This window comes from Limnoglobus roseus, assembly GCF_008254045.1.
In the GTDB taxonomy this organism is placed as follows: domain Bacteria; phylum Planctomycetota; class Planctomycetia; order Gemmatales; family Gemmataceae; genus Limnoglobus; species Limnoglobus roseus.
In genome coordinates this window covers 6,553,960-6,570,177 of the sequence record NZ_CP042425.1, presented here as the reverse complement: position 1 = coordinate 6,570,177, position 16,218 = coordinate 6,553,960, and the positions used below count along the sequence as shown (strand labels likewise).

The window sequence follows — 16,218 nt, the reverse complement described above, 5'->3', positions numbered from 1 at the left end:
CGCCTTGTCACATTCGCTCGTGTTGATAACTTAATTGTGCCGGGACACTAGTCACCGCGCCGCCTTAGCTCAGCGGTAGAGCACGGCTTTCGTAAAGCCGGGGTCCAGAGTTCAAATCTCTGAGGCGGCTTTTCACTTCAATCGCCCTCGACGGGCCTCGATCACCCTCAATTGCCTTCGGGTCAAGCACTTCCGGCGAGTCAATAACCTGACCGCCGGTGTCTTGTGTTCCCTCAATCGCCATCGATTCCCCCCCGCTCGCCATCGCTGGTTGGTACATGTTTAGGACATGTGAAACCGAGCCGGGGTGTATTTACCACCTTGGTCAGTTGCTTCAAATCCGGCCGATCCGTTCCTCCGTGAGGCTCTGAGGTTCGCGGAATCGCAGCACCGGTTCGCGGCGATCGGGACGGTCGACGACCGGACGGTGTTGCCGGTCTTGAAGGCCTGCGAGCGAGACGATGGGGAAGATGAACGTGCGATGCGAGGCCCTCCGGGCGTACGCGACTCGAATTAACCACAACGTAACGGCGGGGCAATGGCGGGCATGGGGGAAGTGTACCTCGGCTTGTTCTGACAGCAACGGACGATCGTCGACCTGCTGCCAAGCCAGCCACGCACCGCTGGCCGCACATCGTCCTTGCCTCCCGCGGCCATGCTCGTACCGTGACATTGCACGTCCGCCCCACCCTACCGAGCCACTTCCATGTTTCGCACGCTCGTGGTCCTACCCGCCGTTGTCTCCATGGCCGTGGCCGCCCCACCGCCAAAGGGGGCCGACAAGGATGCCGGGCTCTACTTCCCGACGAAGGTGGGGGTGAAGCGGGTGTACATCGTCACCACCGACGCCGGCAAGGTCGAGTCGACCGAGACGGTCACGAAGGTCGAGGGGAAGGACGGCGACTGGCGGGTCACGACGGAGTGGGATCTCGCGGACGTGGACCGGGCGGACACGGTGACCGTGACGGCCGTCTCCGCGAAGGGGGTGTCGGTCGTCGCCCGCCGGGGCAAAGAGTTGGCCGACGCGGAGCCGACACTCCGGTTGCCGGCTATGCCGGGCGACGAATGGGAGTTCTCACCGACCCCGGAAGCTGGGGCGGCGCAGCGCACCTACACGTACACCGTCGGCAAGGCGGAAGACGTGGAGACGCCGGCCGGGACGTTCAACGCCGTCCCGGTCGAGGGCAAGCGGAAGAACGCCCGGGGGCCGTTCTCAGACAAGTACTGGTACGCCCCCGGCGTCGGCCTGGTGAAGTCGGTGGTCAAGGTCGGCGACTTCGAGCAGACGATGACCCTCAAATCCTTGACGCGCGGCAAATGACCACGAAGTGGGCGAGGGTTGGTCACGGGCGCAGGCCGGCCCCCAAGCCGCGGCCCGTTCGCCCGGGGTTAGATTTGGGTGCGCTCGCTCGTGCTGCACGGAGACCTCAACCATCGGAGCTCAAAGTGGCAGCGCCCGGTGTGCAGCCAATGGAGCTGACTCGCGTGACGCCTTCGGGCATTGAGCACATCTTCCCGCCGGGGTAGTAGACCGCCAACCCGCCGTGAGGCGTTCGGCACACGTTCAACTTGCCAACGGCGGCGGGATCGCGAATTCCGCCCCTGTGATCAATTCGGATCCGGGGTAGTCTCATCCTTCGCTCACCACGTAAAATGCCTCCCATTCCAGCCGGCCGCGGGCGGCTCGGGGAGACGCCGTTCCGTGATCGATCGAGGTGGCCGTGAGCGACGCGAACGACCCGGGCCGAAATGGGGCGACCAAACCGGTCGATCACCAACGAGGCGAGGAGGCCCTGCGGCGGAGCGAGGCCCGATACCGCGCGCTCGTCGAGGCGTCGAGTCAGGCCGTTTGGTCCTGGGCGCCGGGTGAGTCGGACGGTGACTTCGCGGCCACTCAGCGGTGGTGGGAGGCGCTCACCGGGCAGACCCTTGAGGAACAACGGCGGACCGACACGGCCTGGCTCGATGTGGTTCACCCCGACGACCGTGCGGCCGCGGCGACGGCCTGGGGATCGGCAATCGCGACGGGCGTACCTTACGACGTCGAGTACCGGGTTCGCGCGCGGGAGGGCGGGTGGCGGAACGTGAAGGCTCGCGGCATCCCCATCTCCGGCCCGGACGGCACCACGCTGGAGTGGGTCGGCACCCTCCACGACGTGACGGAACAACGCCGGGCGGAAGACGCCCGGCGGGAGAGCGAGGCGTGGTTCCGCGGGCTGGTCACGGCCACCTCGGACGTGGTGTACCGGATGAACCCGGACTGGACCGAGATGCGGCACCTGAGCGGCCGGGCGTTCATTGCCGACGCGGCCGACCCGACGCGCTCGTGGCTCGACACGTACATTCCCGCGGACGAGCGGGGGCGAGTCGGTGCGGCCGTTGCGGCGGCCGTTCGCGAGAAACGGACCTTCGAGTTAGAGCACCGGGTCATCCGGGTAGACGGTACCGTCGGGTGGACGTTCTCGCGGGCTATCCCGATCCTCGACCCGCACGGGAATGTCGTCGAGTGGTTCGGGGCGGCCGGCGACGTGACCGATCGGAAGCGGGCGGAAGCCGAGTCGGCCCAACTGGCCGAGAAACTCCGGCTGGCGCTGGACGCGGGCGATTTGGGGACGTGGGAGTGGGACCCGGCGACGGACGAGATGACCTTGTCGCCCCGCGCCGGCGAGATTTACAGAGTCGCCCCCGGCGTGCCGCACGGGCGGGAAGAGTTGCGCCATCTGATCCACCCGGACGACCGGGATCGGGCACGGACGACGGCCGCCCGCGCGGCCGCCGCGAGGACGGACTACGACATCGAGTACCGACTGAACCGGACGGACGGCGACCCGGTGTGGGTCACCGCCCACGGCCGCGGGGTGTACGGCCCGGCCGGGAAGCTGTTGCGGGTCCACGGGGTGGTGCAGGACGTGACCGACCGGCGGCGGTTCGAGGACGAACTGCGGGACATCCGGTCCCGGATGGAGGCGGCACTGGCGGCCGGGGCGATCGGCACCTGGGCGTGGGACGTGCCGAACGACCGGTTCTACGGCGATGCGAGTCTGGCCCGGCTTTTCTCGGTCCCGCCCGCGGCCGTCGCCGGTGGCCCGCTGTCCGGCCTGATGGATTCGATCCATCCGGATGACCGCGCCTGGGTGGGCGAGCGGGTAACGCGGGTGGTCGAGTCCAGAAGCCGATACGAGGCCGACTACCGGGTGACCGACGGGGCCGGCGGGTGGCGGTGGGTGCACGCCCGCGGTCAGGTCGAGCGGGACGAGACAGGCCGGCCGGTGCGGTTCCCTGGGGTGGTGATCGACGTGACCGACCGGAAGCGGGCGGAGGAAGCTCTGGACCAACTGACGGCTGAGGCGGCGCGGCGGCGGAAACGGCTGTACGAGGCGGTCCTCTCGACCACGCCGGATCTCGCTTACGTGTGGGGGTTGGACCACCGGTTCCTGTACGCGAATGAAGGCCTCCTGCGGATGTGGGGGAAGACCTGGGACGAGGCAATCGGCCGGAACTGCCTGGAACTCGGGTACGAGCCGTGGCACGCCGAGATGCACGACCGGGAAATCGAGCAAGTGCGGGCGACGAAGCAGCCGCTCCGGGGCGAGGTCCCGTTCGCCGGGACGTTCGGCCGCCGCGTCTACGACTACCTCTTGATGCCGGTCCTCGGGGCGGACGGGGAGGTCGAGGCCGTGGCCGGCATCACCCGCGACGTGACCGACCGGCAAGCGATGGAGCAGGAACTGCGAGACCAGGACCGGAAGAAGGACGACTTCATCGCCCTCCTCGCGCACGAATTGCGGAACCCGCTGGCCCCCATCCGCAACGGCCTCCAGGTTCTGCGATTGGGGGCCGGGAACCCGGAAGCGTCGGCGAAGGCGCGGGAGATGATGGACCGCCAACTTGGGCACATGGTCCGGCTGATCGACGACTTGCTCGACGTTTCCCGGATCAACCGGAACAAGATGGAACTCCGGCGGGCGCGGGTGTCCCTGACCGACGTGATCGCGAGCGCGGTTGAAACCGCTCGGCCGGCCCTGGACGCGGCCGGGCACGAACTCACGGTGGCCCTGCCCGCGACCCCGGTGGTTCTAGACGCCGACCTGACTCGAATGGCCCAGGTGTTCTCGAACCTGCTCACCAACAGCGCGAAGTACACGCCGAAGGGCGGCCGCGTGTGGCTGTCGGCCGAGCGGGTCGCCGGCCGGGTGGTCGTGTCCGTCCGCGACACCGGCATCGGTATCCCGGCGGAATCGCTGCCGGCGATTTTCGACATGTTCAGCCAGGTGGACCGGTCGGTGGAGAAGGCGACCGGCGGCCTGGGCATCGGCTTGGCCCTGGTAAAGGGCCTCGTCGAGATGCACGGGGGAACGGTGACCGCGGCCAGTGCCGGCGAAGGGCAGGGGACGACGTTCACCGTTTCTCTTCCCGAGGCCGAACGGGTGGAGTTTCACGGGCCGACCGTCACCGAACTTCCGCCCGCCACTTCGGCCCGCCGAATCCTCGTCGTGGACGACAACCGGGACGGGGCAGAGTCGATGGCCGACATGCTCCGGCTGTTGGGCCACGAGGTGCGGACCGCGTTCGACGGCGTGGAGGCGGTGGCCGCGGCCGAGGCGTCCCGCCCGGACGTGATCCTGATGGACGTGGGCATGCCGCGGCTCAACGGGATGGACGCCACCCGCCGCATTCGGGAGCAGCCGTGGGGGAAGGGAATCACCATCCTTGCCCTGACCGGATGGGGTCAGGAGAACGACCGGGAGCAGTCCAGTGCGGCGGGGTGCGACGGCCACTTAGTCAAGCCGGTGGAAGCCGCGGACCTCCTGAGGGCACTGGCCGAAGCCGCGAAACAGGGGGTGGGGCTGATGTAGTCCCGCATCGAACCGGGGCATTGGGCGGGTGTCACTCTTATTCCTTGTGGGCCTTCAGGAACCCTACGACTGCCTTGCGAAATTCCGCAGTCAGAAACGTGTCCGCGTGCGTGCCCTTGTTGATCACGACGATCTCGGCCTTGGGTAGCAGCTTTCTGACGGCCGCGATCCCTTCCGCCAGGAGTTTCACCTCCCGGCTGCCGTGGATGAACTGGACCGGCACCTTCACCGCCTTTAGCTCCGCATCGGTGACCTCGAGCTCGGCGAATCCGCGGAGGGCGGCGGCGAGGGCCGTCGGGTCCTTGCCCCTGAGGAGCAATTTGCTGAACTGCTCGATCTGCTCCGCCGTGGGCTTCTCGTCCCCCTCAGGCGTGAGGGCGAGCACGAGTGGGCCGATGCCCTTACCCGCTTCCAGGGATTCGATCATGTCTTTGATCGGCCCGGCGTCTTTGGGCGGCTGAAGCACCGGCCCACCACCGCCGAATGTCACGCTGAGCAGCCGATCCGGGTGATCTACCAATAACCGCCCGGCGATCATGGCCCCCATCGAATACCCGACGACGTGCGCCTTTTTCACTTTCGCGTGATCGAGTAGCCGGACCACATCCTCGGCCATCGCCTTGCCGTACTGCTTGGGGTCGTGCGGCTTGTCGCTCTTGCCGTGGCCGCGGTGGTCGGGGGCGAGTACGCGGTAGCCCTTGAGTGCCGTCACGAACTGCGTCGTGGCGAACGGCATCTTGGTCCACATCTCGGCGGCCGACGTGCCGAACCCGTGGAGTAGCACCACCGCCTCCCCCGCGCCCTCGTCGAGATAGGCGATCTTCACCCCGTTCGAGTCGAAGGACTTCTCCTCGGCCCGGGTCGGGACGGCAAAGGCGGCGGCGAGAAACGCGATGATGGCAAAACGCATGCGGAAATCCTTCTGATCGACCGAACGGCTCTGTGACCGTCATGTTCTCGTTGTGTTGTATCGAGAGAGCAGGACGGGCAACGGCGTAGAACGGACCGAATCAATCATTCGTGGGCCGCCGTCTTCCAAGGTGTGCAATGTCTCACCGAGGGTGAGTATTACCTGACGGGGGCACACCCAGTATCGCATCTTCGACTGGATCGAGGAGACGGTTTTTTCGTGACTGGCGTGCGCCAGTGCGAAGCCGCCGCCTGGATCCAGTTGTACGAGTGAGAGTTCTGCAACAGACGCCGTTTGAGCAGTGCAGCCTTCACTTCGCGAGTGAGAAGCACGCAATCTCTTTATCATTGCGGACGAACACGCACTTGTCCGCGAACGCTGGGTGCGTCCATACCACCTTCCGTCCGAACGCCCCGCCGCTCGGGTCCAGCAGCTTCGCCCGACTCAATTCTTCGTACCCTTCGCGCGATAACTTGGCGATGATCAGTTCGCCCGTCTCGGCGAACAGGAAGTAGCGGTCGCCGTTCTTCACCACGAACGCCGTTCCTGACCCGGAGCCCTTGAAGTCTTCGTCCTGCTCCTTGCCGATCACCGGCTTGTGCGTGAACCACAGTCGCTTGCCCGTGCCGAGTTCGACGGCCCGGAACATGCCCGGTTGGTCCACCCCGTAGATCGTGCCGCCGTCAACGAACGGCGTCATGTTGATCGGGTACAGCCCCTTCGCTTTCGGCGGCTTGTCGGCCATCGCTCCCTGCCATACGACCGTCGCGCCCGGCTTCTCGGCGTCCAGTTTCAGCACCGCGCTCGCGCCGTTGCCGCCGACGTACAGCAGGTCGCCGGCCTTCCGCGGGGCCATGATCGACATGCCGTAAGACGGGGCGAGCGGGACGCTCCAGTACTTCTCGCCGGTCTCCGGGTTGAGGCCGTTGATCGACTCCGCGTGCCAGATCAGTACCTGCGGCTTGCCGCCGGCCTCGATGAGGGTCGGCGGGCCGTACCCGGGCTCCTTCGCGCTCAGAGCCTTCCAAACCTCCTTGCCAGTCTCCTTGTCGAACGCGACGGCCACGCTTCCTTCTCCGCCGACCAGGCAAATGAGCAGGTTCTTGTACACCAGCGGGTGGCCGCTGAACCCCCACATGGGCGGCTTCGCGGCGTAGTCCTTCGGGAAGTTCTTGGACCAAACCACCTGGCCGGTGCCGGCGTCGAGGCAGTACAGGTCACCCATCGCGCCGAGCGAATACACCTTGCCCGCGTGAACCGTGGGCGTGCACCGGGGGCCGGACGGGTAGCTGATCTGGTAAGGGCAGTCGTACTCGTGCTTCCATACCTGCCGGCCGGTCTTGGCGTCAAGGCACTGGACGCGCTCCGTGCTGCCGATTTTCGCCTTGGCGTCGAACGGGTCGTCCGGGTTCTTGGCACCCGTCGCGAGCACCCGGTCGGTCACGTACACCTTGCCGTCGGCCACGGCGGGTCCGGCGTACCCGGCCGCGATCGGCACTCGCCAGAGTTCCTTCGGCCCGCCCGCGGGCAACTGTTCTACGACCCCGGTTTCGGCCCACACGCCATCCCGGTTCGGTCCCATCCACTGCGGCCAGTCGTCGCCCTTCGCGAGCGGCGTCACGGCGGCCACTCCAAGGAATGCCATCAACGGGAGACGAAACATGAACTTCTCCGGGAAACGGTAAGCGACGGGCGTGATGTGGGTACCGAGTCCCGACCGAAACCTTACAAAACGTATCAAGAACCACAAACCGTCCTCGACATGTCGATTGCCGAGGGGAGACTGGCGATCGGCCGGGTCTGTCGAGAAGGTCGGACGATTGTGGTGCGCTCGTAGATGTGGTGCACCACATCTACGAGCGAGGCAACCCCAGGATGCGCCTCGCATTCTCCGAATAGACCTTGTTCAGCACGTCACTCGGCAGATCCACCCCGCGCAGCGTGGGACCGGGCTGTTCGCCTTCCCCCGGAACGTAGTCCGGATCGTGGATGGGGCTTGGCCTCGTCCAGGCGCTTTCCCATAAGGTCCGCTGGCACCAGTACCGGCTGACGTAGTGGTCGCGGGCGTGCATGTGCCCGGTGACCAGATCGGACCCGAACAGGAACCGATCCGGATGGCGGCACACGAGCGACCGAACGGCGTCGCGGTGGCGCGAAACCTCGCGCACCTGCCACTTCGTCGCGCTGGTGTCGAAGTGAAGTTGTGGGAACTCCTCCAACAACCGTTCGAGATGATCGGGGTGTTCCGGATCGCCGCCCATGTGCGCGCCGATCCACGTCAGGTCCGGGAACATCTCGATCATTTTTCGGAGCGGCAGGTACTGATCGGCCTTCGTGCCGAATTTCGTCACGTCCTGATAGGTGTGATTCCACCAAGCATCGGGATCACCGACATGAACCATGACGACACGGATGCCGGCCGAGCGGGCACGATTCAGCGACTCGATCCGCCACGGCGCGTCGAGCAACAGGCCATGATCCCGACCCCGCGGAGCCGCCCAGAGCTTGACGATTTCGATCCCAACTTGGATGAACTGATCCAGCGTGCGGTACGCGGCGTCGTCGGGTTCGTCCGGCTTTTTTGAAATCATACCGTTGAACGCAATGGCCGCCCCGAGTCGCGCGCGGAGGGCCGCGATGTCTTGCGGAGGGCACATGCTGTACGTCCGACCGATCCCGAATTCGGCCGCGGTCGCGAGCATTCGTTCGGCCGCGTTCGAGACCCCTTCGGCCTTCTCCTCCGGACGGGTCATGGTGACGTGCGCGTGAATGTCAATGATGGGAGGGCCGGAATACACGAGGTGTTCGCGACTGTTGAAGTCCTGCCCGGTCGCGTTGTAATCGGGGAGTGGATTGTCGATCATCGTAGTTCACTTGGTCGGTCGAGAAATTCGACGAAGTCCGTGGGATGTAGACTGCGGAGATGGTCGCAACATCGGGCCTTGCTTCACTCGCGGTTTCACGATGCCCGCATTTTCTTGGTCAGCCGCCGGATCTGGTCTCGCATCTCGGCTTCCGGGAGGTGAACCGTCTGGCTGTGGCCGGGTAAGACCCACTCGAACCGGTAGTCAGCTAACCGACTCACCGATTCGACTTGCTCCGGCCACGAGTGCCAGCAGTACCGTTCCATTGCCGCAAGGTGCCGCTCATCGCGATCCCAATCCAGGTGGTCGCCCGCGAACAGGAAGCGATCCCGAAACAGCAGGACGCAGTGCCCTTGTGTGTGACCGGGCGTCGAGATCGCGAGGAAGCCGGGTGCCAGTTCCCACGGCCCGTCGCCGTCCAGCACGACCTCCGCGTTCGGCTGCGACGTCAACTCTTTGCGGTGGATGATGCGGCGGGCGTGGAAGTGGTCGGCAAACCGGTCGGCATCGGCTACATCGTCGCGGTGCGTCAGGAAAACGTGGGCGACACCGCCCAACTCTTCCAGCCGCTTCACGAGCGGGGCGATAAACTTCGGCGAGTCAATTAGCCAGTTGCCATCCGGGTGCCGGACGAAGTAGCTGTTGCCGCCGTAAGACTTCGGCGAGTTGTACCCGCAGTAATAGACCGGCTCCTCGACGGCGAGCGGGAAGTCCAGCATCACGGCTTTCACGTCGTCGTCACCCAAGTCGCCAATGGAACCCGTCGGGCAAGACAACAGCGCTCGCAGCGCAACTCTCCGGTCGGCTGCACTGGGTTGAGCCTTCACGAAAGAAGTGCTTTCGGCTTCACAAAAGACCTGCGGGGCGATCTGGCGGCAGGTGTCGCAGTTAATGCAGGTCGAGTCCACGAAGAAGTCGCCGGGGGCATTCTCCGGTACGCGCTTCTTGGGATTTGCCACGGCGCGTCTCCTTCCCAATGTTGCTGGCTTGAGCGGTAATACCTTAACACGCCCCGTCTTCTTTCAACGCCTCAAGTGGCGCACGGAATTCTCGGCGCACTCCGGGCACAAATCGAGGTGTTCGGCCGCCCTCCGGAGCGGCTCCAGCACCGGCTGGCGGGCGGCACCGAGTGCGGCGTGGTTCGGTGCTTACCCGAGCCGGTCGTCGTACCCGATCACTCTTCCTCATCCCTCTGGTGATCGACGGCGACGACTCAGCGGGTGGGGCTAGCTCGGCCGGTACTCCATTTCCCGATCGAGGAAGTCTATGTCCTCCCATCGACGGCAATGGGGCCCTCAACCTCTGGTTCCGCGATTCCGATCCGTGATGAGGTGCTCTTGACCCCGGCGTATCTGTTGGATACTTTGTTGTGCAAAGTGTTTTTCATTCGAGCATTCGCTTGAGGAAGGCACTTCCGAAGGGGCAGTCAGGAGAGAGTCATGAAGAGCGCTGGCCGCCGCATCCAAGGGGTTATTGGAATGAGTCTCGCATGGGGAGCAGTTTGGGGTGCTGCGGGCGGTCTGGTGGCACGAGTGCCCGGTTTCAACTCGGATCTCCCGTTTCCGCTCTTGCTCGCGCCGTTCGGCATCGTGTACTTGTTTAGCGCCCCATCCGGCCCCAGGGCAGTCGAACGCGGGCTGATCTGGTAGTATCGCGGCATGGACGAGCCTGCGTGTCCCCGCTGTCGGGATCTCCTCAAGCGTGTCGCCGAACTCGAAGCCCAGGTCGCCGAGTTGACCCGGAAGCTGGAGGAGGCCGTCCGCGCCGGCAAGCGACAGGCCGCCCCGTTCCGCAAGGGGCCGCCGAAGCCCGACCCAAAGCCGCCCGGCCGCAAGTCGGGCGACGCCCACGGCACTCACGGCCACCGTCCGCCGCCCCCGCCCGAGCAGGTCGCCGAGTGCCACGAGGCGCACCTGCCCGACGCCTGCCCCCACTGTCGGGGCCGCCTCGTCGAGACCGGCACCGCCGACCAGTATCAGACCGAGATCCCCCGCACGCCGCTGATCCGCAAGTTCCGCGTCCACGTCGGACACTGCGAGGGGTGCGGCAAGCGCACCCAGGGCCGGCACCCGCTCCAGACATCCGACGCCCTGGGTGCGGCCGCCAGCCAGGTCGGCCCCGACGCCCAGGCCGCGGCCGCGGTCCTGCACACCCAGATGGGCCTGTCGCACGGGAAGGTCGCGTCGGCCTTCCGGACCCTGTTCGGCATCACCCTGACCCGCGGGGCCAGCGCCCGGATCGACCTGCGGGCCGCGGCCCGGCTCGAACCGGACTACACGCTGATCCTCGACGACGTGCGGTCGTCCGAGCAGATCGCGGCGGACGAGACGGGGTGGCGGGTCGGAGGGCACCCGGCCTGGCTCCACGCCTGGGTCGGTGACCGTGCCACCGCGTACGGCATCGACTCGAAGCGCAGTGCCGACGCCCTGGAGCGGGTGATCGGAGCGGACTGGTCGGGTGTCTTGAGCCACGACGGGTTCGCCTCCTACGAGCGGTTCGAGGGGGCGATCCATCAGCAATGTGTGGCCCACGTGCTCCGCCGCGCCCGCGACCTGCTGGCGACCGCCACCCGCGGGGCCGTTCGCTTCCCGCGGCAGGTGATCGCGCTGTTCACCGAGGCGATCCACTGGCGGAACGGGTACGTGCCGGGGACGTGGACCGACAACCAACTCGACGCGCATCGGGTGTCGTTCGACGACCGCCTGCTGGATCTGGTGCGCCGACCGCGGGCGGTGCCGGAGTACGCTACTCTGGCGCGGCACCTGCGGAACCACTTCGAGCAGTGGTTCGCGTTCGTGTTCGACCCGCGGATCGAGCCGACGAACTGGAAGGCCGAGCAGGCGATCCGCCCGGCGGTAGTGAATCGTAAGGTCTGGGGTGGGAACCGGACGGCGGCAGGTGCGCAGGCGCAGGGCGTACTGATGTCCGTGTTCGAGACGTGCCGCCGCCAGACGCTCTCGGTCGTGGACCACATCAGCCAGACGTTACGCTGGTTCGGCAACCGGCTCCTGACACGCCCGCCGCTGTTCGGGTGATGAACGAGCACCGGAAACGGAGGAAGGCCAGATGCGATTGCCGGAGAAAGAATGCGTGAGCGGGAGAGAAGGAAGTCGTGTCCATTAGTCGCCAACAGGTGACCAACGGGAGAGCCGTTGGTACGTGCGTGGCGGCCAAGAAGAACCAGGAGCGAAGCGGAGCCGGAATGGATAAGGAAGCAGTCGCGGTTGAATCCGTCCGCCAATTCGTGTGGTCGGGTTTTTACGATGCCGACGGGATCGTCGAGATGATCGACGAGGCTGTGCTCAGCCCGGGTGAGCTTGATCACGGCTGGCTCCGAGCTCGCATCGAAGAGGAGTTCCGCAAGAAGCGTGCGGACGAGCTGGCCTGGCCAGCCATCACTGACTGTGACCGCTTGGATCAAGTCTTTGAGTTGTTGGAGCAGCAAGGCATTCTGGCGTTGCAGAACGCGGGCTATACCCAGGACAACGGCCTAGACGATGTGACTCAGTTCTACCACGAGGCTGGTGGTGAGCAGTCGGGCATCGGCGGCTACTGCTTCTACCACGGTCAGGATCTGGAGCGGGTCATGGAGAACGGTGATCTTCATCTTACCTATGGCGATATCCGCGGCGACGACGAGAAAGGCATCGAAATAGGCCGACGGATCAAGCGAGCCTTGGAGACGGCCGGCTTCACCGTGGTTTGGGACGAGGCCATCAAGACACGCCTGCTAGTAAAGGGCATCAAATGGCAGAGACGGCTATCCGAGTAACCGATCGGCGAACGAGACCCAACGAGTTGACCCGCTAAACAAGTACGGCATCGTAACGGGCATCATCTTTTCCTTGTTTCTCACGGTCATTGAGGGGCGTCAGCGTATTGACCGCGTGTCGCGTTCGCGTTTTGCGGCGTGGGGTGCAGCGAGTGGCCTTCTGCTGGCCGCCTACGTCACAGCCCTACGAGGAGATATCATCGAAGTCTTGGTATTCGGACCTGTGCTCGCCCTCACTGGAGAGGTCTGCGCGGTGGTTTCACTGGCCCTGGCCAAGCGATCTGAAACGGCCCTGCCGGGTTCCGAACCGTTCGCGAATTCGGCGTGACGCCCGCATGTCAACGTTTGCCTCTTCCGTGGACCAAAGCAGGTGAAGCCCAGATCGGGGCAATCGGCAATCAGCGGTTCGGCTCGCAGCAAATCGCGGCTGGCATTGCTGACTTCCGCCCTTCTCGGTACATCGGTACGACTAAACGCCCAGGAACTCTCGGCAGGATCGCCATGATGCCATCCACGATCAAGGTCGCATCGTTGCTCGTAGCAGGGGCCTGCGTCGGCTGCACGACGGCCGGGCGACCCCCGACGGGGGATCAGCCACCGGCCGCCGAGAAAGTCGCTGTCGAAGTGCCGCCCGATTCCGACACGAGCAGGCTTCAGGGCAACTGGCAAATGACGTCCGTCGAGATGGCCGGCAAGGTCATCAAGCGGGGCGACTGGTCGCTGTTGGGCTTCCTGGCAAGGCCCGTATTTTCGGGAGAGATGTTCTTCAACGCAGACAGGACGGGGACCGTCGGGTACAGCAACCTGCGGTTCGAGTTGGACGAGACACAAAACCCGAAACACATCACGATCTACGACAATGAGGGTAAGGTGACCTTCCGGGGTATCTACGCCCTTGACGGCGACACGTTGAAGATGTGCATGAACGGTGACGGGAAGAGCGTGTCCCGACCGGAAGAGTTCTTGACGAAGAAGGGGACGCCGGTCGTCATCACCAACCTCCGGAGGGTGGTGAGGAAGGAAGGTACTGCTTCCAAGTGAATCAGATCGGCGCTTGAGTCGATTCTAATAGTCCGGCGATAGGCATTCCTTCCAATTACAGGATTCGTTCGCGATTGCGACAGGCGAAGGTACGGGAAGCTCATGGCCTCGCGTCTTGGGCCTACGTAAAAAATGACGACCCGGTTTCACCGGCACGCTCCGGAGATCCCGATGGCCGAGTTGCTCGGTCTGCTCAACCTGCTCGCCCCGTTCTTCGGTCTGATCGGCCTCGGATTCTTCTGCGGCAAGGTCGTGAAGCAGCCCGAGGGCGGGCTTGCGTGGATGCAGTTCTTCATCATCTACGTGTCTTTGCCGTGTCTGTTCTTCCGTCTGATCGCGGACAAGCCGCTCGATCAACTGACGAACTGGCCGTTCATCGGGGCGACGACGTTCACGACTTTCACGGTGTTCTGCCTGTCGCTAGCGGTCGGATGGCGGTACACGCGGGAATTGCCGCAGGCGGTGATGCAGGGCGTGGCCGGGTCGTACTCGAACATCGGGTACATGGGGCCGCCGCTCGTCCTGTCGGCCATCGGGGCGGCGGCGAGCGCCCCGGTGGTCCTGATCTTCGTGTTCGACAACCTGTTGCTGTTTTCCCTCGTTCCGCTGCTCATGGCGTTCGCCGGGCGAGAAAAGGCGAGCATGGCGGTCACCGTCCGCCGGATCGTGTGGCGGGTCGTGACGCACCCGTTCAACGTGGCCACCGCGATCGGCGTTGCCGCGAGCGTCCTCCACGTTCAGCTCCCGGCGGCGGCGAACCAGATGGTCACCTGGCTGTCCGGCGCGGCGGCACCGTGTGCCTTGTTCCTGCTCGGCGTGACCGTCGCCCTGCGGCCGTTGGGCCGGGTTCCGGGCGAGGTGCCCGCCCTCGTGTTCATCAAACTGGTCCTGCACCCGTTGCTGGTGTGGGTCGTGCTGTCGGCCGTTGGCGACTTCGGACGGGACTGGACCTATGCGGCGATCGTGATGGCCGCGCTGCCACCGGCCCTGAATATCTTCGTCATCTCGACGCAGTACAACGTGGGGGTGGAGCGGGCGTCGGCGTGCGTGCTCATCGGAACGGTCGCCTCGATACTGACGCTGACTGCGATTCTCTACCTCACGACGAGTTCGGGCACCGTGCCACATGACCTGTTCCCGTGACACGCCTCCGAGCGGTCGATACACGCCCGGCTTACGGCGACAGAGATGTCACAACGCAGCTTTATACTTCCAGAACTTCCACTTCGATGATGGTGACGGTGGTGGTGACGTAACGCTGGTCCCCCCTGACCGTCTCGATAGGCCTCCCGCGTTCGGCACGATTACGGAAGGTTCATATTCCTGGGCGGGTCTCACGTTGACCGAGGAGCGGAAGTTGACCCCGTTCGTCCGAGCGTTTATCCTGCAACAGCCGCCGGACAGGAACGCGATGGAATCCGCCCCTGGGAATGACAACGTGCCCCGATGAGTGACTCTGACCGCCGACTCGCGGACGTATCCAACTCTCGCTTCGGCGAGCCCGAGGCGGTGTTCACGTCCGGGCCGGGACAAACGGCGGCCGGGATGATGGTCGGCCTCACCCTCGCGGCAGTGTGCTTCGCGGCGACCCTGACCGCAGAAGGTGTTCAGCCGACCTCTCGGTTCCTGATCGTGGGTCTCGGCCTGGCGGGGACGGGCTTCGCGTATTGGATTTTCCGACTCCGGAAGTGGCGACTGAGCGTGTGCCCGGGAGGCGTGGTACAAGTCCGCGCCTGGTCGGTTGACGAAGCGGCGTGGTCTGAGGTTCGGGAAGTCGTCGTCACCCGAGTGAAGGGGACGGCGTCACCGTACAAGGTGACGGTCGTCACCGCGGCCGGTGAAATCGTGGTCTCCCCGATCAACTGCCGCCGCCGAGAACAACTCTTCGAGACGCTCCAGGATGCAGCGGCAAGGCGGCAGATCGCGGTTCACACCGAGTGGGTCGAGCCATCGGATTAAACGATGGCCGCCCGTTCCGACGTTGATCGTGGGGGCGAGTGAATCTCCTGTCCGGTGGCGACCGCCTGAGCCGCACCGTCGGCAGATCTTTTCCACCGCCCGCCGCACTTCCACTGGCGGCGTGACCGAACATCGTCCTTGCCCTCGCCCTGGCCGGCGGGTAGCGTCAAGGGGGCTGATACCACCCTCGCGAGGCTCGCCATGTACCGCTCACTACTTGTCTTGCTCGCGGCTGTTCCGATGGCCGTGATTGCTGCCCCACCACCGAAGGGGGCCGACAAAAAGGCGGAACTATACTTCCCCACGAACGTCGGCACGAAGTGGCTGGAAGAAAGGACGGACGCGAACGGTGCGAAGAGCGAGCAGTCCTACGAGGTCACGAAGGTCCAGGAGACGGACAGCGGATACCGGGTGCGGGTCGAGTGGTTCCCGGCCTCCCACCGGGTGACCCAGGCGGTCGAGTACCTCGTCAGCCCGGCGGGCGTCACGCGCCTGAACGGTGGCGGGACCGATTTCGAGGAGCCAGAGCCCGTGCTAAAGTTGCCGGCGAAGGCGGGCGAGTCGTGGACGTTCAAAGTGCTGCGGGGGGACGGAACCGCTACCTGCGAGGTGGGGAAGGAAGAGGCCGTCGAGGTTCCGATCGGGAAGGTCCGGGCGATCCCGGTGGTGCAGACCTTCTCGGCGGACCCGGTCACCGTCTGCACGCGGTGGTATGCGGCGGGCGTGGGCGAAGTCAAAGTCGTGAGGAAGGACAAGGACAAGGTCACGGCGTCCCGCCAACTCAAGTCGTTCACGGCGGCCAAGTGAAGGCGGGGT

The 16,218-nt window shown here is 65.2% G+C and carries 12 protein-coding genes and 1 tRNA gene; 9 read left to right on the top strand and 4 right to left on the bottom strand.

The genetic code is table 11. The features are described 5' to 3' along the window. The first annotated feature begins 58 nt into the window (after positions 1-58). The 3 genes from PX52LOC_RS27850 to PX52LOC_RS27840 all read left to right on the top strand — a co-directional run bounded on the left by PX52LOC_RS27850 (position 59) and on the right by PX52LOC_RS27840 (position 4,856). Positions 59-130: transfer RNA gene (locus PX52LOC_RS27850), tRNA-Thr, on the top strand. A gap of 576 nt (positions 131-706) precedes the next feature. Further along, positions 707-1,321, top strand: a complete 615-nt coding sequence (locus tag PX52LOC_RS27845; RefSeq protein ID WP_149113149.1) for a TapB family protein — start codon at positions 707-709, stop codon at positions 1,319-1,321. Between the two features lie 400 nt (positions 1,322-1,721). After that, positions 1,722-4,856 carry a hybrid sensor histidine kinase/response regulator gene (locus tag PX52LOC_RS27840; protein ID WP_149113148.1) on the top strand — a complete coding sequence of 1,045 codons (3,135 nt, stop codon included), beginning with the start codon at positions 1,722-1,724 and terminating at the stop codon, positions 4,854-4,856. Between the two features lie 37 nt (positions 4,857-4,893). Here the strand turns inward: PX52LOC_RS27840 and PX52LOC_RS27835 are convergent, their stop codons facing one another. The 4 genes from PX52LOC_RS27835 to PX52LOC_RS27820 all read right to left on the bottom strand — a co-directional run bounded on the left by PX52LOC_RS27835 (position 4,894) and on the right by PX52LOC_RS27820 (position 9,589). After that, complete coding sequence (locus PX52LOC_RS27835) at positions 4,894-5,766, bottom strand: alpha/beta fold hydrolase (protein WP_149113147.1); 873 nt, start codon at positions 5,764-5,766, stop codon at positions 4,894-4,896. A gap of 310 nt (positions 5,767-6,076) precedes the next feature. Continuing rightward, positions 6,077-7,429: a PQQ-binding-like beta-propeller repeat protein gene (locus PX52LOC_RS27830; protein WP_246173485.1), complete on the bottom strand. Its 1,353-nt coding sequence runs from the start codon at positions 7,427-7,429 to the stop codon at positions 6,077-6,079. Positions 7,430-7,619: 190 nt separating this feature from the next. After that, on the bottom strand, positions 7,620-8,630 hold the full coding sequence (locus PX52LOC_RS27825) for an amidohydrolase family protein (protein WP_149113146.1): 1,011 nt from the start codon (positions 8,628-8,630) through the stop codon (positions 7,620-7,622). A gap of 95 nt (positions 8,631-8,725) precedes the next feature. After that, the gene (locus tag PX52LOC_RS27820; RefSeq protein ID WP_149113145.1) at positions 8,726-9,589 is read right to left on the bottom strand and encodes an MBL fold metallo-hydrolase; all 864 of its coding nucleotides are present in this window, start codon (positions 9,587-9,589) and stop codon (positions 8,726-8,728) included. Positions 9,590-10,288: 699 nt separating this feature from the next. On the opposite strand from PX52LOC_RS27820, the gene tnpC reads away from it, so the two are divergent. The 6 genes from tnpC (at position 10,289) to PX52LOC_RS27790 (ending at position 16,209) form a co-directional block, all read left to right on the top strand. Then, a complete protein-coding gene (gene tnpC, locus PX52LOC_RS27815; protein WP_149110579.1) occupies positions 10,289-11,665 on the top strand; it encodes an IS66 family transposase in 1,377 nt (458 codons plus the stop codon). A 128-nt stretch (positions 11,666-11,793) separates the two neighbouring features. Beyond that, a complete protein-coding gene (locus tag PX52LOC_RS27810) occupies positions 11,794-12,402 on the top strand; it encodes a DUF6891 domain-containing protein (protein WP_149110580.1) in 609 nt (202 codons plus the stop codon). A gap of 501 nt (positions 12,403-12,903) precedes the next feature. Then, on the top strand, positions 12,904-13,443 hold the full coding sequence (locus PX52LOC_RS27805; RefSeq protein ID WP_149113144.1) for a TIGR03067 domain-containing protein: 540 nt from the start codon (positions 12,904-12,906) through the stop codon (positions 13,441-13,443). A gap of 171 nt (positions 13,444-13,614) precedes the next feature. Next, a complete protein-coding gene (locus PX52LOC_RS27800; protein ID WP_149113143.1) occupies positions 13,615-14,586 on the top strand; it encodes an AEC family transporter in 972 nt (323 codons plus the stop codon). A 303-nt stretch (positions 14,587-14,889) separates the two neighbouring features. Continuing rightward, a complete protein-coding gene (locus PX52LOC_RS27795; protein ID WP_149113142.1) occupies positions 14,890-15,402 on the top strand; it encodes a hypothetical protein in 513 nt (170 codons plus the stop codon). Positions 15,403-15,603: 201 nt separating this feature from the next. Continuing rightward, positions 15,604-16,209 carry a hypothetical protein gene (locus tag PX52LOC_RS27790; RefSeq protein ID WP_149113141.1) on the top strand — a complete coding sequence of 202 codons (606 nt, stop codon included), beginning with the start codon at positions 15,604-15,606 and terminating at the stop codon, positions 16,207-16,209. The last annotated feature ends 9 nt before the right edge of the window (positions 16,210-16,218 follow it).